Genomic DNA, 24,268 nt, shown 5'->3' with positions numbered 1-24,268 from the left:
ATTTCTCCTCTGATGATTCACAAATAAGCGTATCGTTCAAGCTTAGCAGTTTAAGAAAGCGTACTGGTGGCCCAGGTTCGTTTGACGGACATCCTGCCGCGGGTTTGCGCCATTTATCCATTATCTATCTGTAGTTTGGAAACATCTATGGTTTCACGGCACTGAGGTGCGGAAACGAGCACTGTCAAATTGGGGCTCGGCTGTGGTTTGACTCTGGCCTGATACGTCCTTGGCCTGCGCGCGGGTTTGATGGGTTGCGGAACATTATGATGGAAAGGTACTTCTTTGCGAAGTACAGTTTACGAACAAATGTTCGAATGATGAGGTAAGGTAACAGCATGACCGAAGACTTGTTCAGCGCCGCCGATGCGCCTGAAGACGTGACCCGTCCGCTTGCCGTGCGGATGCGGCCGACGACGCTTGACGACGTGGTGGGCCAGCAGCAGGTTCTCGGCGAGGGCTCGCCTTTACGCCGGCTTGCAAGCCCTGCTTCCAAAGGTTCGCTGACCGCTCCGAGTTCGATTATCCTCTTCGGCCCTCCGGGAGTCGGCAAGACCACGCTGGCTTATATCGTCGCGCAGCAATCAGGTCGTGATTTCGAGGAACTTTCCGCCGTCACCTCCGGGGTCAAGGATGTGCGTGCGGTATTGGAACGCGCCCACGAACGTTTGGTGACGCAGGGGCGCGAGACGGTGCTGTTCATCGACGAGGTGCACCGCTTCTCCAAATCCCAGCAGGACGCGCTGCTCCCGAGCGTCGAAAACCGCGATGTCACCTTCATCGGGGCGACCACGGAAAATCCGAGTTTTTCCATCAACAAGCCGTTGCTGAGCCGGTCGGTGGTCGTCAAGCTGGAATCGCTCGAACCTGATGATCTGAAAACCCTGATTACCCGTGCGCTGGAAAGCGAGCATGGGCTCAAAGGCGAGGTCAAAGCCAGCGATGAGGCGATCAACGAGATCATCCGCATGGCCGGGGGAGACGGACGCAAGACGCTCACGATACTCGAAGCAGCTGCAGGCGCGGTCATGGGGGACAGGGAACGCAAGAAGGGCGCTCGCAAGCCGGTTATCACTCCCGACATTGTTTCCAAGGTGATGGATTCGGCCACCGTGCGCTACGACAAGGATGGCGACGACCATTACGACGTCGCCTCCGCGTTCATCAAATCGATGCGGGGGTCGGACCCGGATGCCGCGCTGCATTATCTGGCTCGGATGCTGCGCGCGGGGGAGGACCCGCGCTTTATCGCCCGGCGCATCATGATTGCCTCGGCCGAAGAAGTCGGCATGGCCGCCCCGCAGATTCTTGAACTTACTGTCGCCGCGGCACAAGCTGTCGCGATGGTCGGCATGCCCGAAGCGCGGATCATTCTTTCGGAAGCGGTGATAGCCGTGGCCACCGCGCCCAAGTCCAACGCCAGCTACAACGCCATCAACCAGGCGCTCGCCGACGTCGATGCGGGCATGATCGGCCAGGTTCCGCTGTGGCTACGAAATGCTCCGACCAAGCTCATGAAGGATTGGGGCAACAAGGATGGCTATATCTATGCTCACGATGTTCCTGGGGCCGTTGCGACTCAGCAGTACATGCCCGACGAGCTGGTGGGCCACGAATACTATCACCCCAACAATCGCGGTTACGAGCGCGAGGTCGGACCTAGACTGGAAAAAATCCGTCAGATTTTGCATGGGGATGCTGGCAAAAACCGTGACGGCCAAAATGACGGTTCCGACGGCGGAAAAGACAAATAATAAAAAGCGATTAATATTGTTAAAGAATAAATTATATTGCTGTCGACAAAGGAGAGCCTATGGCAGAAACCAACAAGGGCGAAAAGCTCATCGTCAACTGTATACCTGTGGATGAAAAGGACAGGCAACGGTTTATCGAGGCAGCGGGCGACGTGCCTATCGAATTCTGCGGAGACCCCAAAAACTACGGTGACATGAAAGTCAAGGCGCAAATTCCAGAAGAGCTGCGCGCAAAGGCAACGGCTGTGCTGGGTAACTTCAACCCGGCGATTGCCGACCAATTCACCAGCCTCGAATGGCTGCAAACCTGGAGTGCCGGTGTCGACGCCTATATCAAGCCAGGCGTGCTGCCCGAAGGCGTCACTGTGACCAGCGCAACCGGCGCGTATGGCCAGTCGGTCTCCGAACACATGATTGCGATGATGTGGGCGCTGATGAAGAACTTCACGCTTTATATCCGCGACCAGGAAGCCCATGAATGGAAGGACGAAGGTACCGTGCTTACGCCTAACGGCGCGACCGCACTGGTTATCGGCACCGGTGATATCGGCTCGCATTTCGCCCGTCTTGCCAAGGGTGCGGGAATGCACACCGTCGGCGTGCGCCGCAGTGCCGACAAGCCCGTTGACGGCATCGACGAGATGCATGGTTTCGATGAACTGGACACGCTGTTGCCGCAGGCCGATGTGGTCGCCTTGTCGTTGCCGAGGGCTGCCGACACCCATCATCTGATCGACGCACGCAGGCTTGCGATGCTCAAGAAAGATGCCATCGTCATCAACGGTGGCCGTGGGGATGCGGTCGACGACGACGCTTTGGCCGAGGCCTTGAACCGCAAGGCGATTCGCGGCGCCGGTGTCGATGTATTCGAGACCGAGCCGTTGCCGGCCTCCCATCCGCTTTGGGATGCCCCGCGTTGTATCATGACCCCGCACGTCGCCGGTGGCAGCCATCTGGCCAGCAACGACGCCCATATCGTCGACATCGCCGTGGCCAATGTGCGCCGCTACGCCCATGGCGAGCCCTTGCAGGACAACGCGCATCGCTGATTTTGTGTTTTAGGTTTTGCGAGTCGGACTTGTGCCTTGAAGCAGGTTTCCGGTATTGTCACGATATGACCATGACGATATTGAAAGATCAGACATCGTAACCCGAATAAGCCACTCGAAAACCTGACTACAAGAAATCCGCCACTGATCTCATTCAATGGCGGATTTCTTATACCTGATTCTTAACGAATCGAGTTTCGTTCAGGCTTTACTTGTAAGCTTCGTCGAGCTGAGCCTCCATGTCGTCGAAGCGATCGACCTCAGGGTGGAAGATCGGGTGGCCGGCGGCGACCACGAGCAGCGGCTTCTCCAGCGTGCGCAGGTTGTCGACCGGGTTCTCGTTCAACACCAGCAGATCGGCGGACTTGCCGACCTCCAACGAACCGGTGACATCGCCCAAACCGAGAATTTCGGCGGTGACCTGCGTGCCGGCGTGGAAGGCTTCGGCTGGCGTGAAGCCGGCGAAGCGGACGAGCAACGCCATCTCGCGCCACGTGCCATACTGTGGCACGAACGGCATCGCGGTATCGGTGCCGACGCCGACCTTGATACCGGCCTCGTGAGCCTGTTGAGCTCCCTTGACCATGCCTTCGACCACCGGTACGGAATTCTCCATCTGGATGTCGGTCATGTTGAGGGTTTCCTGCGACAGATACTTCATCGGCAAACCTGCGGAAAGCGTGGGTTCAAGCGCGCTCCATCCGCGCAGCGTGTTCGGATTGTTCAGGAAGAGTTCGGTCAGCTCGTCGTCGAGCGCACAGCCGTGTTCGATGGTGTCGACGCCGGCTTTCAGAGCGCGGCGGACGCCCTCCTCACTCTGCGCGTGGGCGGCGACGATGATGTCGTTGGCATGTGCGGCCTCGCAGATTGCGCGCATCTGCTCTTCGGTCATCTGCGGCGCGCCGGCCTCGCCGAGCACCTGTGAATCGGTGACACCACCGGTGGCTGCGATCTTCAAGGCGTTGACACCGTGGTCGATACTGTATTCGGCCTCGCTGCGAGCCTCTTCAGGAGTATCGCTTTCCATCGCGACCAACGGTGCGCCGTGGCCGTCGGGGATCGCGAGCATCGGGCCGGAAGCCATGATGCGTGGGCCGACCATCTTGCCGGAGTTGATGCGATCACGGATGGCGACGACTTCGTAGCCGACGTCGCCCACGGTGCGGATGGTGGTTACGCCCGAGTTCAGGAGCGTCATGATATTGGACTTGCTGGTTTCGTACATGAAGAGCTTGCCAGGCGCCGAATGCATGATTTTCGCGGTCTTGCGCTGACCTTCGGGCGTGCTGCCCTTCGGGTCGAGCGGTTTGCCTTGCGAGAAGGTGTGGGTGTGGCCGTTGATCATGCCGGGGGAGACGAACTTGCCGGTGCCGTCCAGCTTGTGGTAGCCCGGAGGCACCACGACCTCGCTGGAAGGCCCGATTTCCCGGATCTTGCCCAGCCCGTCGACCACGATGGTGGTGTCGGTGAGGGTGCGGCCGTCCTCATCGCCGGTGGCTACGCTGGCATGTTCGATGGCGAATGGTTCTATCGCGGTATTACGTGGTGCGTGCATATCGTCTCCTTGATAAGCGAAAAGTGTAAAACGGCTCAATTCCACTCTATCAGGATTTGGCAAATAACGTCGTGATAGAGCTAAATTTGCCTTTCATTTCTATTGTATTACAAAAGGATTTTATAAATACCGTTTAGAGCCGCACTACGGAAAGAATCCCGGTCTTGAGACTGAGCAAAACGGCAAGATACAGTGCGCACAGGATGATGAAGACGATATCCTTGCCTGTTATACGCAGGGCGTGCAAATGTGTCCGGTGGATGCCTTCCTCGTAGCTACGTGCGTCGAGCGCGAGCGAAAGATTGTCCGAATGGCGCAAGGCACCCGCGAAAATCGGGACGATGATGGCCACGATCGCCTTGATTCGTTTGGCGGGTGAGCCGGTTTCGATGCTGCCGCCGCGAGCCGCCTGCGCGTCCATGATGTTACGTGCCTCCTCGGCCAGTGTCGGCAGGAAACGCAATGCCAGGCTCATCACCAACGCCAGTTCCTGCGTGTGGAATCCGAAACGGCGCAGCGGGGAAAGCAGGGAGCCGAAGCCGTCGGTCAGCGCCGTGGGCGTCGTGGTCTGCAGCAGAATGATGCCAAGCAAAATCACCAGTCCGAAACGGCAGGTATACAGTATCGCCGCCATCACACCTTCATCGGTGATCGGGAAATTCCAAAAGCTCGCCAGCGGCTTGCCGGTGCGGACGAAGAGCATGTTGATGACGCCCATCACCAGCAGCAGTACCAGGAATCCGCGCATCGAGCGGAACAGGCGTTTCGGGCCGAGTTTTGCGGCAGCCGCGAGAACGATGACCATAAGTGCGGTCAGGCCAAGCTGCGGCAGGGAACTGACCATGAACGAGGTGAACATCAGCACGAGGAACACGACCAGTTTCACGCGTGGGTCAAGACGTTCGATGATGCTCGGTTGTCGGGTGGCTTTGGAGTTCTTACCGCTATCTACTGATTGGCCGTTATCGGTGGTTTGTTTGTTTTTGGCGGGAGCGGTTGTGTTCTTGGGCGTTTTGGAATGTACAGTAAATTCTTCGCGGTCGTCTTTGTTCGGTTCTGACGTTTGCAGTGAAGCTAGGCTTTGATAGGAATCGCCGTTTGTATCGTCCTTGCCGTTATCGCCTTCAAGCGGCTTGCCAAGAGTAATGACGCGGTCGGCGAGTTGGCGCGCCTGACGTGGGGAGTGAGTAATCATCACTATCGTGACTCCGTGCGCGTTGAGCGTGCGTACCAGGGCGTAGATGCGCTCGCTGGCCGTGGCGTCGAGCCCGGCGGTCGGTTCGTCCAAAATGAGAATGCGCGGGTCGCAGGCGATGATACCGGCGATGGCTGCAAGCCGTTGCTGTCCGCCGGAAAGCGAGAAGGGGGAGCGATCAGCGAGTTCGCTGATACCCAGCAGCGACAACGCCCGGTCCACACGCTGGTCGACCACCTGCTGTGGCAGGCCTTGATTGCTTGGTCCGTAGGCTACATCCTGCCGCACGGTTTCGGCGAAGAGCTGGTGTTCGGGTTGCTGCATCACTAGGCCGACGTTGGAACGCAGCGCCTTTTTGTCGCGTCGCGTCATCGAGCCCAGATCGATGCCGGCCACCTTGATGGTACCGCTATCGGGTTTTGACAATGCGGTCATCAGCCTGGTCAACGTCGATTTGCCGGTGCCGTTGCGTCCCATGATGGCGACGATTTCGCCCTGTTCGATATGCATCGAGAAATCGTGGAGTGTATCGTCGTCTGCCTTGGGGTAGCGGAAGGAAACGTGCTCGAAGCTGATGGCCGGTTCGTCCGTAGGAAGTTCGGAATTGGAAAGTTCTCTGTTGCTGCTTGCTTTATTTCGGTCAGTTTTTTTGTCGAATTGGGAATTATCCGATTCGGCTGATTGATTTACCGGAATTTCTGAAGAATCATCATCCTCGTTCGCCGGTTCCATCTTGGTATCGACGTTTGTTGGTTTCGTCTTTGTGATGGTATTCGGGACTGACGAATCGGCATCGATGATAACGCCGTCGGGTTTCAATATCCCTGTGTCATCGGCATTCGTCACCGAAAGTTTGAGTGCAGCCTGCGTTTGCGAAAGCTCAACGAGCTTGCCGTTTTCGAGGCTCAGGATACGGTCGGCAGCCTTCAGTTCTTCTGGCCGATGCGTGACGTGGACAATGGTGGTTCCGGCGCGCTGAAGGTTGTCGAGCACATGCAATACGTCGTGCTGCGCTTCAAGGTCGAGCATTGCTGTCGGCTCGTCGAGCACGATCATCTTGGGGTGCATGGCTAATATTCCGGCGATGGCGATGCGCTGCTGCTGCCCCCCGCTCATCCGTGAAGGATCGTCTAGCAGAAAATCCCTCATATCCACGGCATCGAGCGACTCGTCTACTCTCGTCGAGATTTCATCGGGGGCAATCGCAAGATTTTCGGGCCCGAACGCCACGTCGTCGCCCACGACGGTAGTGATGATCTGGTCGGTCGGATTCTGAAAGACCGCGCCGATGTCACGGCGTGCCTTCCGATAGAGGTTGCTATGTGGAGCCCCGGAAGAAAAAACGTCGTAGCCGAGCAGTGTCACCGAACCATCGTCAGGTGCGGCAAGACCAGCGATAAGCCGTGCGAGCGTGGATTTTCCGGAACCGTTCGGACCGACCAGGCAGATGCGTTCGCCAAAGCGGATATCGAGGTCGATGCCGTTCAATGCCCACGATTTGCCGCCGTCATAGCTGAAACGGACATCATTCAGTTGTGCGGCGAAACCGTTGAAACCGTTGACGTTGTTCGTTCCGGCAGTGTTCGATTCACCGGTATCCTTAGTGGAATTCGCATCCTGCGAATAGTTGCGAGATTGCCGGGAACTTTGGCCGGAAAGGTAACCCGAAGCCGAGCCTTCGCTGCGATTGGGCGCGGAAGACTCGGCCTCGGTGAATTTACGGTCAGTCATTGTCTGGCTGGTTCCTATCGGTTAAGAAGGTTGGAAATCGGCTTATAGATGACGAAGGTGACCACGCCGTGAATCGCGAACTTGATGAGGTTGAACGGCAGAAGAACCGGAATCACCATCTTCAAGACCTGGGCGGTGGTCATGTGCGCGTAAATCGGAGTAATCAAAAGGTTGCCGCCGATGGCCGCGATGAGGCCGAAGACCACGCCGACCAGGATGCCGACCAACGCGCCGACGCGCGTGCGCATGCGCTTGTAGACCATGGCCGCGGGAACGCTCAGGAACACGGAGACTGCGATGGACATGATGGCGCCCCACGGGTTCATGAACAGGTGGGGGATCCAGCTCAGGACGCTGACGATGAACGCCGCCATCGGGCCGAAGGCGAAGCCCGCGACCAGGCAGATGATGCCGGAAAGGTCGTACTTGAGCCACGGAACTCCCGGCATAATCGGGAATTCGATGAACGATGCGGCCATTGCCAACGCCACAAAGAGTGCGTAGATGGCGATGCGTTGCGTCGACCAATTGCCCTTGTCGGCCACGCCCGTGGAGTGCGACGATTGTGTTTTGTCGTGTGCGCTGCTGGCGGCTAATTCTTGGTCTTTGGGGTCGCTCGATTCCATGACTTTTGTGGAATTCGTGGTGTCTTCGTTGCCGTTTGTTGACGACTGATTTTGGGTATCAGAAATATCGCTCATGATGAGCCTCGTTTCTTTCATCCGGACTATAACCGTTGGCCTCGGATTTTCACCGGATCGACCGCTTTCGCGGCTCGCGGGCTTCGGCAATGCTGTCGTTTTGAGACCGACAGTGCTGTTACCGCCAATAAGGAATTTCACCTTCCCTGAAACTTACGTCCCTATCTATACCCGTATGCCTAGCCAAAAGTCAAACGATTTTGCACAATTCGATAAATATGGCTATACGGTGCACGAATAAAGGTAGGTCCGAATGGTGATTAGTGGCTTTCCTGTCGCAATCGTGTGGGGGTGCAAGAATAGGGAATATGAGCGAAAACGAGAAAACTATGGAAACTGCCGGTGGCTTGGACTTGGATGTTACATCGTCGGTGGCGCCGCCGATCGAGAAACTGGCCATCGTCGTGGTGACGTATAAGAGGCAAAAGCTCCTGGCCCGTCTGTTCGATTCCATCAAAGCACTGAACGACGCTCCCTGGCGCGTGGTCGTGGTCGACAACGAGCATAGCGACGAAACCGCAGCGATGGTGCGGGAATTTGCCGACGCGGTCAACGCCCAGTGGGGTAGAACCGAGCCCGACGAAAGCGGCAATACCGATCGCGTGGTCTACGAGCCGCAAGCCGGCAATATCGGTGGTTCCGGCGGTTTCTCCAATGGGGTCAAGAAAGCTTACGAACTCGGTGCCGAATGGTTCTGGGTGATGGACGACGACGTGGCCGTGCTCCCGAACGCCATCGGGCAGCTCGCCAAGTGGACGCCGCGTCACGACGTGATTCAGGGTTCGCGCCTCGATTATGATGGCGGTGATTTTTATTGGCAATATGATTTCATCGTGCCGCTCGGCATCCCCAACCCCATCGCACCAGCTGCGTTCGGGCCTTCCGGCTACCGTACGATGGACACGATGTGCTTCGAAGGTGGACTCTTCCGCCGCAATATCGTCGAGCAGATCGGCCTGCCGGATCCGCGTTTCTTTATTTATTGGGACGACACGATCTACGGCTATCTCGCCAGCAAAGTGACCGACCCGATTGTGGTCAACGACAAGATCATTCAGCGCACGCGTGATATCGACAACTGGGACATCGCCGGTCTTCGCCAGCTCAACTCGACCTCCGACATGAACCGTTATCACATCATGCGCAACCGTGGCTACATGGCCCGCTACTTCATGGCTCACGGCGACTACCGTCCGGCATTGTTCGGGTTGGGCACGTTGCTGACGGCCGTCAAGGAAGTCATCCGGCTTTTCGCCGTCGACCGAGAGCATGTCAAGACCGGGCTCAAGGCCATTGCCAAAGGCTGGGTCGACTCGCGCAAGCTCCTGCACGACCCGAATTGGCAGCCGATGCCACCGCTGAAATAGCGCTCGAAAAAAAGATTATGCGCTTGCAGGCTCAATTTAGCCGTTGATGCAGGCGCGTTGACTATCGAGCGCGGTACAATGTCAACGATTATTTTTTGTTCCGTTACCAAGAGGGGTTAGCGATGATTGAGACAGCACAGGCCTTTGGCGTTGATATCGGCGGTTCGGGTATCAAGGCGGCCCCCGTGGATCTGGAGAAGGGCGAGTTCGCCCTGCCTCGCCTGAAGATCCTCACCCCCGAAGTTTCTACGCCGGACGCCGTTGCGGCAGTCGTGCGTCAGGAACTCGAACATTTTGAAGTTCCGGCAGGTGCTCCGGTGGGTATCGCCTTCCCGGCACCTATCAAGCCCGGCAAGCCGCTTGACTTCATGGCGAACCTCGACAAATCGTGGATCGGTCTTGACGTCACCGAGGTCTTCTCCAAGGCTTGCGGTCGTCCGGTCACGGTCGTCAACGACGCTGACGCCGCGGGCCTTGCCGAGCAGCAGTATGGTGCGGCCAAAGGCGAGGACGGACTGGTCATCGCCACCACGCTTGGCACCGGCATCGGCACCGCGCTGATTTATCACGGTGTGCTGCTGCCGAACACCGAGCTCGGCCATATTCAGCTTGAAAAGGGCAAGGGCGACGCCGAAAAGTACGCGGCCTCCTCGGTGCGCGACAAGAAGAGCCTCGGCTACAAGAAGTGGGCCAAGCGCCTGACCAAGTATTATGGTCTGCTCGAGAAATACTTCAGCCCCGACCTCTTCGTGGTCGGCGGCGGCGTGAGCCGTATGGCTGACAAGTTCCTTCCGTATATCGATATCAAGACCCCGATTGTGCAGGCCAAGCTGCGCAATGAGGCGGGCATTGTGGGTGCTGCGTATTACGCGACCACCAAGCTCGTCTGAGCTCTGACGTTTTACAGGTTCCGTTCGGCTGCAAAGCCGGGCGGAACTTTTGTATTGTTTGGCTGTTATTGGAGTAAAATCGGTTTTAGTGTCGCATATATATCGACGTCGCTAATCGATAGTGAGTGAATTCGGTTGGTGTCGATTCGTGCGTCATGCTGTCTGAAACTTTGAAATCACTGTCTGGGAATGGGAGATTATGCGTTTTTCGTCAAGAGTCGGCTCGACCAAGCTCAACCCCATTGCTGAAGCCGAAGCGGCAGTCAGAAGCCAAGGGATTGCGCTGAATACCGTCAACGATTCCAATCCGACGAAGCATGGTCTTGCCCCCAAGGAAGTGCCAGGCGTCTACACCGCCGAGCTGCGCGGGCCGTTGGTGGCGCGAAAGCAGCTTGCTGAATTTTTGACCAATCGTAATGTCGAGGAAATGGCAACGGCAGGGCAGGATTCCTCTGCACCGGTTGATCCGGACCGGCTTTATCTTTTGAGCTCTACTTCCGAGGCCTATACGTGGCTTTTTAAGTTGATGTGTGATGCGGGCGATATCGTGCTCGGGCCGAAGCCGGGTTATCCGCTCATCGAGTCCATCGGTGGGCTGGAGAACGTGGACACGCTGGAATACCAGCTGCAATTCGATGGGTCATGGTTCATCGACGTGGCTTGGCTGCACGAGCTTCTGGAAAGTACGAAAGGCGAAAAAGTACAGGCCATCGTCTTGATTAACCCGAACAATCCGACAGGTTCTTACATCAAACCGGATGAACGCGAGGAGTTGGTGGCGTTGTGCCGCCAGCACGATGTCGCCATCATCGCCGACGAAGTGTTCTTCGACTATTCCTTGGAACCGTTTGCCGGCAATCGTCGGCTGGCGGGGGAGCAAGGCGCGTTGACGTTCGCTCTCGACGGTTTCTCAAAACTCCTTGCCGCTCCTCACGCCAAGGTCGGCTGGATTCAGGTCAGCGGGCCAAAGAACCTGGTGGCCGAAGCGCAGCGCAGGCTTGATATTATTGCCGACGACTATCTGCCATTCAGCGACATCATCGCCACGCGAATGCCGGAATTGCTTGCTGCGGTTCCCGGCCAGCTTAAGCGTGTGCAAAAGCGTACTCGAGCCAATCTCAAACGTTTGCATACCATGCTGGACGAGGATGAATCTGGCTTGGTCTCCGTCCTGCGTGCGGAAGGCGGCTGGAACGTGCTTCTGCGATTCCCCTCGGTCATCGATGAAAACTCGTTGGTCCTGCGCCTGATTCATGATTTTAACCTGACCGGTCAGCCCGGCTATTACTTCGATATGACCGAAAATGGTTATCTTGCGGTCTCCCTCCTGCCTGAACCGGACATTTTCGAGCGCAACATCAAAGCCGTACTGGCAGCGGTTTCACGCGAACTCAACCTGTTGGGAGCCTGATGATGGCATTTGGCAATCAAAACGGTGAATTCAACGGAATCCCGGAGCAAATACCTTACGTCGCCACGGTGGAAAATGTCGACAACGGCGCGTCCGTTGATATGGCACAAACCAATTCGGAAGACGCATCGAATGCGGCCACGCCTCCGAACAAAAGCGATAAGAACAAAAATGAAAACAAACGAGTGTTTGGGATTTTTAAGCGCCGCACGCCGGAAGAGATAGCAAAGGGTGAATCCCTAGTAAGCATTGGCTATCTGATATTCTGTATGTTTTTTGAATTGGTTATAGCCGGTGTTTTCCTGTTTGCCTTCTGTCTTTTCATTCGACATGATTTGGAACATGCGTCAGTCTTATGGTGGCAGGTTTGCATGATAGTTCTGGAATTAGCGGCTATTGCACAATACGTGGGCTCTGTGATAGGTTTGTTTATATTTCTGCTGGTCAGAACGAAGCGCTGCAAGCGGCTGTTGAAAAGAGTGATATGGCTCTGGACGTTGGTATTGGTGCTTTTGGGCATAGCCGGACTATTTATTTCACCCTATATCGGCAAAGAACGGGATCCTACATGCCTTTTTATCGCCTTGTTCAGCCTATTGGTTCCGTTGGTTGATTTTGGCGGCCGATATGGTTTTGTTCCGATTAACCACATCATACTTAAAGACTGAGTTGATTTCGCAGGCTTTTATTACTTGGTAAGTTTTATAATTAGATCAAAAACCACGAGGCGACCGCTTGGAACATCGCCGGATTCGTTCGCGTCAGGGCATCCTCGCGGCCCGGGACGAAAATAACCAGGAACGCCACGGTGATGCTCAACAACAGAAGCAGCAGCATCGCAAGCCGTAAGGCGACGCATCCCCAATCAATACTCGGCCGCGGGGTTGCGGATGCGGTTTGATGATGGAGCCTCAGTCTTCCCAACTGATTACGTAGGTTCGGTTGCGATAGTGATGTTTGCTGACCTTCTGTATCTGCATCCGAATGCGGATTCAGTGATGTTTTCCTCATCTTCCGGCAAGGCCGAGCATCGCCGAGAATCGCTCCGAACACCACGATGGCCGCAATGGCGACCAGCCAGCCGAAGTCGACCATATAGCGCCAGCCGATGCCGCCTTTGACGATGTCGACCAGTAAAAGCAGCAAAGCCAATGGCAACGTGGTCAACACGAGTCGAAGCAAATCGGACCGACGAATACGCTTTCTCACGCTAGGAATCAGCAACAGCAAGACAAGCAAAAGAGCCGGGCAAAGTACGAAAAGCCCGCCCGCCAATGGTTCCGCATAGCTCCAGGAAGCAACCGGTGTGGGGTTGATGGCAAGGAATGGGAAGTCTCGCGTAAAGCGCAGCGGCAGGAACAGGTAATAGCCGAGCGTCGGCAGCAAATTGGCGGGGGAGTTGTGGTAATGGGTCATGTCGGCGACGGTGATTTGGTAGCGTTCGCCGAAATCGATGGGGAAGCCGAACCGAACGGCGTTATAGACGCACAACGGAAGTATTACAATCGGTGCTGGCAGCAAAACCGCAGTCAGCACGCGGATCACAGCTTTCCGTTTACTTGGTTTTCGTGACTTTTGCGATTTGGCGAATATCGCGCGAATCTGGGGCCAGAATATCGGAAACGCCAGTAATGTGACCAAAATGAATGTCGGTCGGCATCCGAAATTAGCTGCCAAGCAAAGCGAGCCAACGGCCAGATGAGGCCATGAAAGCGGAGAGGTATCGCCGATGGTGATGAGATGACGGCGCGCCAGCCTGTCTTTCTGATATCCAATCGCGCCCAACCAGAACCACAAACCCATCGCACTCAAAGCGAGGGAGGCGGCAAACGGAACCGAATAGAAATTCATACGGAAAGCGAGATAGCCGACCTGCGAGCCCAGCAGAAAAAGCGTGATGGCCATGGAAACCGTGGCCAGCGAAGTCTTCGGATTCAGCAATTTCAGCATGCGGATGACCAAGAGCGAGCCGAACAGGACGAAGATGAAGAGCAGGAACGCCACTGCAGCGCCTGCCGGGAGCATCAACCCGCCCGAGACGAACAGCGAAGTTAGCAGACGGTATGGGGCGAAAATCAGCAGTGCCGGCAGCACGCCGAAATACGAATACCAATGGCCGTGGAAGAAGGAATAATCCCAATAAATCGGCGTGACGCCATGGCCAAGCAATGTTTCGCGAGTTTGCGGATCATAAGGGTTTGCAGCTGTTTCGAGCCCCTTCGGCACAGGTAAATCCATTGATGCGCGGCCGTGAAGCAGGGAATCTGCCATATGGCCATACTGGTTGAAATCGTAAGTGTAGTTGCCCGGCTCGTGGAATGCGGAGGTGTTGGCCGTCCAAATCGATTGCACCATCGAGAGCGCGGCCAACGCTGCGACCACAAGCATGAATCCCGTGAAAACAAGCCTTTGCCGGATGCTGGCCGTGTCCAAGCGCATCCTCCACAGCTTCGAAGATGGCATCCACAGCGCGAGCAGCGCAATGATGACCGCCATGGCCACCACGCGCCCCCAACTGGCGTGGAACGGCACACGCACGTTCGCGTGGATGGCGGCGATGTCGACATGGGTCCCGGCGGGCTCATCAACCCAGACCTTGATATCGGTGGGCTGCGGTGCCGTATTGGAACCGGGAATGCGCAGGTAACGGGAATTGGAAATGGCCGTTGAAACCGAACGAACAGGCGAGGCGTGCCCGGCGGCATCCACCCGGATATGGAAAGCCGTCGACGGGGATTTCTGTCTGGCCTTTGTCGTGTTTTCAATGGTTTCGCTGGTATCAGAGAATCCCAAAACCTGCGACGGCGAAGTGAAACGGAACGTCGATTCCGTCGGATCGATACGTATATACGGCGAACTTCCATCACTTTGTGTGGTGAGATACGCCGAGGTCGGGTCGGTGACCACCAGTGTGCCGTCTTTCTGGCGCGAAAGGCCCGGGCCGAGCGTGTTGAGCGCGGAAACCGAATCGCGGCTGGCTCCTAAGGTGCTCCAGAACTGCGCGTTGAATACGAAGCACTCGAGCAGGAGTATGATCGCCGCCGCCAGAAGCGCGAATATGGCGGTCTTGTGGCGGGTCCAGGAGCTAGCAGGAGAAGTGTTCACATGTTTATTCTATAAGCTTTATGTCTGGCTGAATTGAAAGAATTATCCATATGTCCAATTTCACACAGCATTTGCATGATTTCGCCTCTTCTTCGCGGTTTGGCAGGTTTGTCGAGTCGGCCAGAGGCATCGCGCATCGTGTGAATACGATGGTGGGCAGCGGCGTTTCGCGCAACGATATCGATGAGGAAGCTCCTGCTTCATTGCCTTCATCTCCTTCGTCTTCTTCGCCGCAAACACAGGGCAAAGCCGGAACCAGCGCCATGATGCAGGAGTTTTTCGAACGTTCCGTTCAGGTGGGGCCGATGGTCAAACGGCATATTTTCGAAGATTTTCCGGACGTGCCCGATGGGCTTTCGCTCGGGTGGGCGCAGTTGCCGCAGCTCGACGGGCGTTTTTTCGCTCTCGGAGTGTTTCTGGCGCCCAATGAATTCTGCCAGGTCGCTTTGGTTGACGGCAAAGGTCGGGTTTTCCTTGGCGGCGACCCGCAGATGGACACCCACGACGTGGATCCGGCGCTCGTTTTTGGCAAGGAGGGCGATTTTTCGCTTTCTGACGACAGCAGGATGCGTGGAGACAGAGCCGGCAAATCCGGTTCGGCGCCACGAACCGTTCAAAACATTGGCTTTGACACGAAATCCGCGTATGAAACCGATCCGGCTGGCGAGGGCGAAGGCCGTGGCATTGACGTGGTGCAAGGCGGCATCGTCGGTCGTGACATGTTTGGTCAGATGACCTGGCTGGCTTCCTGGCTCAAGCGCGGCAACCGTTATACGTTGGAACAGATGCGCTACCGTTTGCCCGAGAACCTGCGTCTCAACTTGGAATACCGCGATGCGATGGCCATCGCTTTCTTTGCCACCTACATGCTTCCGCAGATGGGTGGGCAGCTCATCGGTTTCGGTGCTGGCAACATTTTCCGTAGACTCAACCGGGAAGCGCCGCTTGGTGCGATTCGCCGCAGTGTGCGCGACAGCCTGGAGGCGCGGGCTCACGGTTTGCGCGTCTCCGGTCTTGAGGATTATTTCGCCGATCTGATGCGCGAATCGGGGGCGTTGAAACCGTCGGCCGGACTTGAGGCCGTTCACGGCGCCGAGCCGTTGCATCTATATACTTCCAGCTATTCCGGAGCCTATTTCTTCACTTGGGATGATTCCCTGAACCTGGCCCCGGCCCTTGAAGCTCTGAATATCGAGGGCAATCTCAACCGTTTCGCATCGGTCAGCGTTTGGCTCGAGCACAACGCACATACTGGCGCGCTGCCCATCGAAGACACCGTCACGCGTGCGCAGGCCGCTCAGATCGATCACGCGTTGCTGGACAATCCTGCGTTGATGGCGTTGAAGCCGCTGCCGAAACAAGGTGCGGATTTGCGTGAACCGAGTTCTGTGTCGCTGTCTCGGATGATCGGGATAGCCGGGCAGACCGCAGATCGTATTGCCGCCGATGCAGCCGGTAATGATGATGTCTCTCCGACTCAAACCGCTGCTTCCACCTCGGCCGGTCGTGGCGAATGGGTCTATCGTCAAGTTTTGTCTACTTTGCTGCGGCAGATAAGGGTGCCGTATCGTTTCGACACCGAATTCCGATCCAATCTGGAGCTTGGCAATGTCGCCGTCGCCTTCACCACCGCAGGGCGTACCATGATGCCGACCAGCCGATACGATTCGCAACGTCACACGTGGGTGACTTTGAGCGAGAACGAGCGTACCGCGATGAGCGAACGCTACAATCTGCGTGTCGGCCTGATGATCGCCGCGCTTTGCTTCGGCGCCGACGACAGCATTCAAAACGTCTCTATCCGCATCGACTCGATGGGGTTGGAAGAGGCCGTAGAACAGCAGGATTCCGCCATTTCCAAACTCATGGCTCAGGCGTTGGGTGCGTTCGAGCGCATGCCGAGCGGCGATATGCGAAGGGGCGGGTCGAAAGCCGACCCCAAGGACGGTGATATCCACGGTGACCCCTCACAGGCAGGTCCCGTGGCAGCCGCTCACGATTCCATGCCGTTTGCCTCTCCTGCAATGCAAACTCCCAAAGATGTCGAAGGCAATGATTCCGCCGAATCCCAAAACGATAACGGCGGGCAAGAGCATGCAGGCTCGAATGCCGATGCTGACAAAACGAATGCGACCAGTGCGGCGCAGGCTTCGGCGCCAACAGAGGCGCAAAACAATCCGGTAGACGGCGTATCGGATGGTAAAGGCGATAACAGCACAAACAATAGCAACCAGCAAGGTGGTTCCGCTCCCGAAAACTTAGGTTCCGCGAATAGTCGAGATTTCAACGGTAACGAGACCAACGACGATTCCCACGGTGATTCCCAAGAAGATTCTCGCAGTGATGAAGAACAAATCGACGCGCAATTCGCCGACTTGATGAAGGGTGTCGACCTCGACAGCATCGCCATGTCGGTGCCGCAAGGCGACCAGGAGACCGACATCGACGACGATCAAGGCGAGGACGACAGAGACGGCAATGATCCGCTTGCGGTGTTGCGCAGCGGTCCTACCGCGCACAATATGGCGACCGTGACCTTCACGCGCGAGGAATTCATGCGCCGCATCGCCTCGGACGGACTGAAACACCCGATTGAGACCTATCGCAAGTTCGGCGCGTCGCTCAATATCGAAGCCGCGATGCCTCGCAACGCTAATCCGCAGTTCACCTTGCGTGACAAGCGGTTCTCGCCTTTGGGAAGCCAGGAGGAGCCGGAACTCGCCGAGGTGACGATCGACGGTGATGCCAAGCGTGTGCTCGGAACGGACAACATCACCGGGCTTTCCATCCAACGTGCCGACCTGTTGCAGCGTGCAGTGAGTGATTTCCATCGGATTGCCGAAGACGATACGTTGCCCAGCGTCGCCAAGGCCCAACAAGCCATGGCCATTGTCGAAGCCAACGGCGATCCGGAATTGAAGAAACTCGCGCCGAGCGTAAGTAGCGCATTGATCGACGGGGTCGACACCCCGGATCTCGATTTCACACTTGCCAAAAATCTGGACGCCGAGCGAGTGAAGGCACGCGATCTGCTGTTTTCCGGGCAGGTCGATCAGGCCATCGCAAGTCTTGAAGAGGCCGTCGAGAAGGTTGACGCGCTCTATGCCCCGACCGGCGCGCCGCGATATTTCAACTCATACGCCGAGCGCGTGGTCTATAACCGTCTTTTCGCCACCAGCGACGAGCAGACCGTGCTCATTCCCGACAATCTTTTCTATGCCCATATGGAACTGGCCGACGTGCTGGCTCAGTTGCAGGGCGCGAAAGCCGCGTTACCGCACCTGAACCAGATGGTCTCCTACGCTCCGGCCTACCCGCTTTCGCATATGCGACTTGCCGTGCAACTGGCCCGCGAAGAGGATTGGAACTCCGCCCGTGCCGCTTGCTTGAACGCTTTGCGTGTCTCGCTGGATCGGGACGATGCGGCCTACGCCTACTACCGCTTGGCCTACGCCGAGTGGATGCTTGGCGATTTCGACGTGGCGGCCGCAAGTTACATCATGAGCGAGCATATTTCCCCGGGCAAGATTGCCTCGCTTGACGGCGAACTTCAGGAATTGCTGGCACGCGCGCAATCCCAGTGCATCCTGGTGCCGGTCTCCTTCGAATCGGCCCAGCAAGTGCTGGCTTCCCATGACCTTCCGGTGTGGCCGCATACCGAAGTCGGCGACATCGTTCGCGATGCGGCGCGTGTGTGCGTAGACAAAGCACTCTTTGTGCCGGCCCGAACACTTTCGGTGGCGGCCGCGAGGATGGATGATAGCGCTGACGACGGGATGGACATGGCGCAAGCGCAGTTCTTGCGTTCCCTTAACGCCTGAATTATGCCTTGAGCTTGGTTGGTTGCTGGCCTCTGGGTATGTTATCAAGTGCGATCTTCGTTGGTGGGGTTTGAGCGATTCCCGCCTTGTCTGCTTTCTTGACATGACCGTACAATCAGAGGGAATGGTGCGAGGCTGATATTGTAATACTGATTGGTCCCGTGTATGGATTGGATGGATGACATGGTCAAATCGACGAAACCGAAAAACGGGCAAGACAATACTCAAGCTTCGTCTCAAGGCGACCAGCTGGCCTGGGATTTCGAAGGCGACAAACCCGAAGTCGGCGACAACGTCGGTGCCGCGCAATATGCACCCGGTTCTCTGGAATGGATTGCCGCATTGCAGCATACCGACGCCGATGCCACAAGGCTTGAAAAGCTCGATGTTTCAAAGCTGACCAGCGAAGCCGCGGCACGGCTCTGGGCCCGTGTGGCCGCATGGGTCGAAAGCGATCAGATAGCCTATTACATCGATTCCGATCCGGTTTCCTCCGATGCCGCCTACGATATCTTCATGCGTTGCCTGCAGGCGCTTGAAGCCGATTTCCCGGCTTTGGACAACCCGCAATCGCCGACCCACCGTGTCGGCGGCACGTTCTCCAACGAATTCCCCGATGTCACGCTGCCATCGAGGATGCTGAGCCTGGACGATGTGTTTTCCATAGCCGAGCTCAAGGATTGGTACGAGGGTGTGCTGAAAGCCTTGGAATGGCCTGAAGGAAAGCCGCTGCCGATGACCTGCGAGGTCAAAATCGATGGGCTGGCGCTCGATCTGCTTTACCGTGACGGCGTTCTGGAACAGGGATTGACGCGCGGTGACGGCACAACCGGCGAGGACATCACCACCAACGTACGCACCATCGCCTCGATTCCGCAGAACCTTCAGGGGGCGAGTGAAGATATCCCGCGATTCGTCGAGATCCGCGGCGAAGTGTTCATGCGCTGGGACGATTTCCATGAGCTCAACAAGGTCAACGAAGACGAGGGCAAGGCACCGTTCGCGAACCCGCGCAACGCTGCCGCAGGTTCGTTGCGTCAGAAAGACCCTCGGATTGCCGCATCCCGACATCTAAGTTTCTACGCGCACGGTCTGGGACTGTTGCAATGGGCGCCTGGCAGTGTCAACGAAGGCCATGATGCCGTCAACGACCAGTCGGAAGCCTACGATCTTTACAAAAAGTGGGGGATTCCGGTCTCTCCGCACAACCGTGAAATCACCAGTTTCGACCAGATTCTTGACATGATCGACTACTACGGCGAGCATCGCGGCGACATCGAACACGCGCTCGACGGCATCGTGGTGAAAGTCGACGACCTGGCATTGCAGCGCAGGCTCGGCGCCACCTCGCGTGCCCCGCGTTGGGCCATCGCCTACAAGTATCCGCCCGAGGAAGTCAACACCAAGCTCCTTAATATCGTCGTGCAGGTTGGGCGCACCGGCCGTGTCACGCCGGTTGCCGTGCTCCAGCCGGTTTATGTCGCCGGTTCGACCGTCGCCGCCGCGACGTTGCATAATCCTTCCGAGGTCAAGCACAAGAATGTGATGATCGGTGACACCGTTGTCGTCCGCAAGGCCGGCGACGTCATCCCCGAGATCGTCGGGCCGGTATTGGAACGGCGCAAAGGTCACGAGAACGAGCTGCGTAAATTCGTCATGCCCGAATATTGCCCGTCCTGCGGCGCCAAACTGGCCCCGGCCAAGGAAGGCGACAAGGACATCCGCTGCCCGAACGTCGAAAGTTGCCCTGCACAGTTCACCCAGCGGGTTATGAACCTCGCCAGCCGCAAGGCGCTGGATATCGAGCATCTGGGGGAGCAGAGCGCCATCGCCCTGACCAACCCGGAGGAGAACCGGCCGGATACTGTTGCGACTTACGCACCTGACTTGCGCGATATCGAAGTCGGTCCGGGAGAGGAGCCTGAGCCTTACGAACCGCCGGCCGGGCTTCAACTACCCAAAAAGCAGAAGCCGGTGCTCACCAGCGAAGCCGGAGTGTTCAGTCTCAATGCCGATGATCTCAAGGATGTCGAAGTCTGGCGCGAATCCGACATCATCGAGGTCAGCGAGCATGTCAACGAAAAGGGACGCAAACAGAAGCGTCGCAAGAACCGTGGAGGTTCGGGCCTGTGGCACCGTGTACCCGCGTTTTGGACGGTTCCGCTTGAGGCGAAGAAAAAGAAAGCCTCGAAGAAGCGGGCCGATGTCGTAAGCCAGTCGCCTGTTGATCGCAGTGAAGATGTTCCTGCTCAGTTTGAAGCCCAAGAACGTGTCAATGGCGGTGAAGATGTTTCCGAACAAGGCGAAGGCCGGATATCGACACCAACAGGGCTGCAATCGTCATCAAGCGATTATCCCGAATATGATGTTCCTTCCGATGCCGTGGTCGTCTCTACAAAACGCCGCAAGACGCGCGATGGTATGAATGTCGTGCCCGTTTACGTTCGTCCGGGTGAGAACACCAAGAAGATGCTGGAGGAAATCGACAAGGCCAAGCAGGCCGACCTTTGGCGGGTGTTGGTGGCGCTTTCGATTCGTCGCCTCGGGCCGCCGACCGCTCGTCTGATTGCCAACCGCTTTGGTTCTCTGGACGCTATCGCCAATGCGAGCGTGGATGATTTGGTAGCCATCGACGGCATCGGTCAGGAAATCGCTGAATCCGTGGTTTCGTGGTTCGCGGACGCCCGTAAGCCGGGGGACTGGCGCGGCAAGATTCTCGAGGCTTGGGAAGCCGCCGGTGTCGGTCAAAGCGTGGAGGAAAATACCTTGCCGCAAACACTTGCCGGCAAGACGGTTGTTGTTACAGGGTCGCTGGAAGGTTACAGCCGTGAATCCGCCAAGGAAGCCATCGTCGAACGCGGCGGCAAGGCTGCCGGTTCGGTGAGCAAGAAAACCGATTACGTGGTCGTTGGCGCGAACGCCGGCTCTAAGGAAGCCAAGGCTGAGGAACTCGGTGTGCCGATGCTTGACGAAGCCCAGTTCAAGACCCTGCTCGAAACGGGCGAGCCGGGAGACAAGAGCTGAACGTCACGGGATATTGAACACTACGAGTCATTAAACGTTACGGAACATTGAAAATCACGTAATGTTGATTATGGCGAAATGTCGGACGTGACGAAACGTTCAACATGACGAAATACCGAATCGGTAATTGTGTTGTTGATGTCAACGGTGAAGTGCGTGGAGCAATGTCTTAGCAGGGCATTGATTCGTGTGCGCTCATCGGCAAGTCAAAGCGTGGATTGGGTGTTCAAAAGTGTTGTCAGTGATTGAGGTTTGACCTCTATCATGGTTCAGTTTGGCCAGCAATTTCAATATTATGCAATACATGTAAGTACTGGCGAGCCGTCGGTGGAAACGATACAGTGGAAGGCGAGTGAAAAGGAAGGTACGATGACGCAGAACGACACGATGGAACGGCAGATCGAACGGCAGATCTACGAGCGTTTGAGCCATGTCATCGATCCCGAATTGGGTCGTTCCGTCACCGATTTGGGCATGATTCCCGCCGTTAAGGCCGTCAAATCTAATACGGGCGATAATACTTATGACGTCACTGTCCACGTCGAGCTCACCGTACCCGGCTGCCCGCTTTCCAAAACCATCAGCGAACGTATCAAACAAGCCGTACTCACCTACCCTGACGCCAAGCTGACGCCGAAGATCGAAATCGGTGCGATGAGCCGCGAAAAGCTCGAGAAGCTGGTAGGCGAGCTCAAGGCGGAACGCCGCCAGAACCCTTTCAACAAGCCCGGCACGAAAACGCGCATCTTTGCCATTGCTTCCGGCAAAGGCGGTGTGGGCAAATCGTCGGTCACCGCCAATCTTGCAGCTACGTTTTCGGCGCTCGGTTATGATACAGCCGCCATCGACGCGGATATCTACGGCTTTTCCCTGCCGTCCTTGTTCGGTGTTCATTCCCGGCCAACCGATCTGAACGGCATGCTCATGCCGGTGGTTGCCTGGGGTGTCAAGATGATTTCCATCGGCATGTTCGCCGGGGCCGACCGCGCAATCCTCTGGCGCGGCCCGCGCTTGCAACGCTCTCTCGAGCAGTTCCTCGCCGATGTATGGTGGGGCAGTCCCGATGTGTTGCTGCTCGATTTGGCTCCTGGAACCGGCGACATGGCCATTTCCGTGGCCCAGGCATTGCCCAACGCCGAGCTAGTGGTGGTCACCACTCCACAGCCCAGCGCCTCCGATGTTGCTGTGAGATCCGGTCTCGTCGCGTTGCAGGTGCCGATGAAGGTGCGTGGCGTGGTTGAGAACATGAGCTATTTCGACCACAAAGGCGAACGACTGCACATCTTCGGCGAAGGCGGGGGCCATCGTGTTTCCGATCAATTGACCGAAGCCCTAGGCTACGATGTCCCGCTGTTGACCCAGCTTCCCCTTCAGCCCGAAATCCGAGAAATCGGCGAATCCGGTCGTCCTGCCGTTCTCAATCCTGACGGTTCCCTCGCCTCAACCCCGGTTGCCGATGCATTTAAGGATTTGGCAACACGATTAATGAGGTAGAGACTCACATTTTTTTCGAGGATTTAAAAAATGGGAGCCAAATGAACATTGCAAAAAATAAGTAGTGGCTCAAATCGTTGCAATTCCAACAATTTGATAAATATGCTCAGAGTGAATGTTCATTTGTGACTTTCATTTTTTCTTAGGCTTCAAAAAATGGGAGTCACGAATTCTGTATCAACTTTTTCAGGGCGGTCTGTCGAGTAATAGCACGTTGTATTTTCGCGAGTAATTGGTTCCGACTTTCGGTTGTGCGCATGTCGGAAGATGTAACCTGAATGATTACCCATCCCATATCGATGAGCTGGTTCATACGGTTCGCGTCCTTCCTCATTTGTAAAGCGTCACTATGATAGGCACCTTGATATTCGAGTCCCAATTTGAGGTTTGGCACTGCTAAATCAATGTAACGGCGGGCGCCGTTGCGCAGAGATACTTCGAAATTGGGCGTAATGTTTTGAATGCCATTAACGCTCAAGAATGCTAGAAGATTGGCCTCAGTCGGCGAGTCGGTTCCTGCGGTGAGATACGGCAACGTCTTATAGCACTGTGCTCGTCCCTTGAATTTTTGATTTGTGGCAAGATACTCTTCGAAGTCGTTTAATTTGGCGGTTCGACGATATCTGTCCTTACTCATCATCATGCAGCCCATGGCTATGTGATCCTGAAGGGAACAATATGGGGCGACTTGAGCCCAAGCAACCGGTGGTGCGACCAATTGGAAGTTTCCCATATCGCAGGTGCGAGTCTCCGCTTGCCAAGTATGAACTCGAACACCGTTGATTTTCGGCCGTTTTTCTGTGAGAGCCACGCAAACGTGTACTTCATCGGCCGACAATGAGCAATTCTTCGGAGTTGGTATGCCGTAAAGCCTTAACGCGTCGGTGTATCCGATAGTCAGCGTTTTGCTAGTTCGGGAGACGGTCTGCTGGCAAAGTTGGAATTCCTGTTCTCGCAATTCCTGCAAGTCGTCGTTGAGAAATGAAGCATCCATGATTCGACTGTACCGGATTGCGCTCTTTTACAGCCGTGAATTCGGCAGGCGTGACCGGATGCTTGACTATGAATATCTGCTAGGCCTTGTCCTGATTGAGGACACGCCGTATAAAATTGCAAAAAAGTTATCCACATTTTAGGAAATCTTATTGAGAAGACAAGTCGTTTAACGATG

Annotated in this window: 14 protein-coding genes and 1 riboswitch; of the genes, 9 read left to right on the top strand and 5 right to left on the bottom strand. The window is 56.3% G+C overall.

Going from position 1 to position 24,268, the window contains the following annotated elements:
- Positions 1-338: 338 nt before the first annotated feature.
- Together OZX62_RS05860 and OZX62_RS05855 are read left to right on the top strand one after the other, a co-directional pair.
- Complete coding sequence (locus OZX62_RS05860; RefSeq protein WP_277175307.1) at positions 339-1,754, top strand: replication-associated recombination protein A; 1,416 nt, start codon at positions 339-341, stop codon at positions 1,752-1,754.
- 59 nt (positions 1,755-1,813) lie between these two features.
- Entirely contained in the window at positions 1,814-2,803 is a 990-nt protein-coding gene (locus OZX62_RS05855) for a D-2-hydroxyacid dehydrogenase (protein WP_277175306.1), read from the top strand.
- Positions 2,804-3,011: 208 nt separating this feature from the next.
- On the opposite strand, the gene OZX62_RS05850 is transcribed toward OZX62_RS05855, so the two are convergent.
- The 3 genes from OZX62_RS05850 to OZX62_RS05840 all read right to left on the bottom strand — a co-directional run bounded on the left by OZX62_RS05850 (position 3,012) and on the right by OZX62_RS05840 (position 7,985).
- On the bottom strand, positions 3,012-4,358 hold the full coding sequence (locus tag OZX62_RS05850) for an amidohydrolase family protein (RefSeq protein WP_277175305.1): 1,347 nt from the start codon (positions 4,356-4,358) through the stop codon (positions 3,012-3,014).
- 133 nt (positions 4,359-4,491) lie between these two features.
- Complete coding sequence (locus tag OZX62_RS05845) at positions 4,492-7,284, bottom strand: energy-coupling factor transporter ATPase (RefSeq protein ID WP_277175304.1); 2,793 nt, start codon at positions 7,282-7,284, stop codon at positions 4,492-4,494.
- Between the two features lie 14 nt (positions 7,285-7,298).
- Positions 7,299-7,985, bottom strand: a complete 687-nt coding sequence (locus OZX62_RS05840; protein WP_277175303.1) for an ECF transporter S component — start codon at positions 7,983-7,985, stop codon at positions 7,299-7,301.
- 5 nt (positions 7,986-7,990) lie between these two features.
- Positions 7,991-8,143: riboswitch (FMN riboswitch) on the bottom strand.
- 171 nt (positions 8,144-8,314) lie between these two features.
- Here OZX62_RS05840 and OZX62_RS05835 point away from each other — a divergent pair.
- From OZX62_RS05835 to OZX62_RS05820, 4 genes are all read left to right on the top strand, one after another.
- Entirely contained in the window at positions 8,315-9,352 is a 1,038-nt protein-coding gene (locus tag OZX62_RS05835) for a glycosyltransferase family 2 protein (RefSeq protein ID WP_277177047.1), read from the top strand.
- Positions 9,353-9,474: 122 nt separating this feature from the next.
- The gene (gene ppgK, locus OZX62_RS05830; protein ID WP_277175302.1) at positions 9,475-10,242 is read left to right on the top strand and encodes a polyphosphate--glucose phosphotransferase; all 768 of its coding nucleotides are present in this window, start codon (positions 9,475-9,477) and stop codon (positions 10,240-10,242) included.
- A gap of 199 nt (positions 10,243-10,441) precedes the next feature.
- On the top strand, positions 10,442-11,653 hold the full coding sequence (locus OZX62_RS05825; protein WP_277175301.1) for a pyridoxal phosphate-dependent aminotransferase: 1,212 nt from the start codon (positions 10,442-10,444) through the stop codon (positions 11,651-11,653).
- Entirely contained in the window at positions 11,653-12,321 is a 669-nt protein-coding gene (locus OZX62_RS05820; protein ID WP_277175300.1) for a hypothetical protein, read from the top strand. Before OZX62_RS05825 ends, OZX62_RS05820 begins: the two co-directional genes overlap by 1 nt.
- A gap of 40 nt (positions 12,322-12,361) precedes the next feature.
- Here OZX62_RS05820 and OZX62_RS05815 read toward each other — a convergent pair whose 3' ends face one another.
- Positions 12,362-14,758: a glycosyltransferase gene (locus OZX62_RS05815; RefSeq protein ID WP_277175299.1), complete on the bottom strand. Its 2,397-nt coding sequence runs from the start codon at positions 14,756-14,758 to the stop codon at positions 12,362-12,364.
- A 50-nt stretch (positions 14,759-14,808) separates the two neighbouring features.
- Here OZX62_RS05815 and OZX62_RS05810 point away from each other — a divergent pair, with 50 nt between their 5' ends.
- From OZX62_RS05810 to OZX62_RS05800, 3 genes are all read left to right on the top strand, one after another.
- Positions 14,809-18,579, top strand: a complete 3,771-nt coding sequence (locus OZX62_RS05810; RefSeq protein ID WP_277175298.1) for a tetratricopeptide repeat protein — start codon at positions 14,809-14,811, stop codon at positions 18,577-18,579.
- 183 nt (positions 18,580-18,762) lie between these two features.
- On the top strand, positions 18,763-21,603 hold the full coding sequence (gene ligA / locus OZX62_RS05805) for an NAD-dependent DNA ligase LigA (protein WP_277177046.1): 2,841 nt from the start codon (positions 18,763-18,765) through the stop codon (positions 21,601-21,603).
- A 369-nt stretch (positions 21,604-21,972) separates the two neighbouring features.
- Complete coding sequence (locus OZX62_RS05800; protein WP_277175297.1) at positions 21,973-23,097, top strand: Mrp/NBP35 family ATP-binding protein; 1,125 nt, start codon at positions 21,973-21,975, stop codon at positions 23,095-23,097.
- A 163-nt stretch (positions 23,098-23,260) separates the two neighbouring features.
- Here OZX62_RS05800 and OZX62_RS05795 read toward each other — a convergent pair whose 3' ends face one another.
- Positions 23,261-24,091 carry a hypothetical protein gene (locus OZX62_RS05795; RefSeq protein ID WP_277175296.1) on the bottom strand — a complete coding sequence of 277 codons (831 nt, stop codon included), beginning with the start codon at positions 24,089-24,091 and terminating at the stop codon, positions 23,261-23,263.
- Positions 24,092-24,268 lie beyond the last annotated feature (177 nt).

The sequence above is a fragment of the Bifidobacterium sp. ESL0690 genome (genome assembly GCF_029392315.1).
Taxonomy (GTDB): Bacteria; Actinomycetota; Actinomycetes; order Actinomycetales; family Bifidobacteriaceae; genus Bifidobacterium.
The sequence above is the reverse complement of the archived record's forward strand: the minus strand, read 5'-3'. Positions and strand labels throughout refer to the sequence as shown.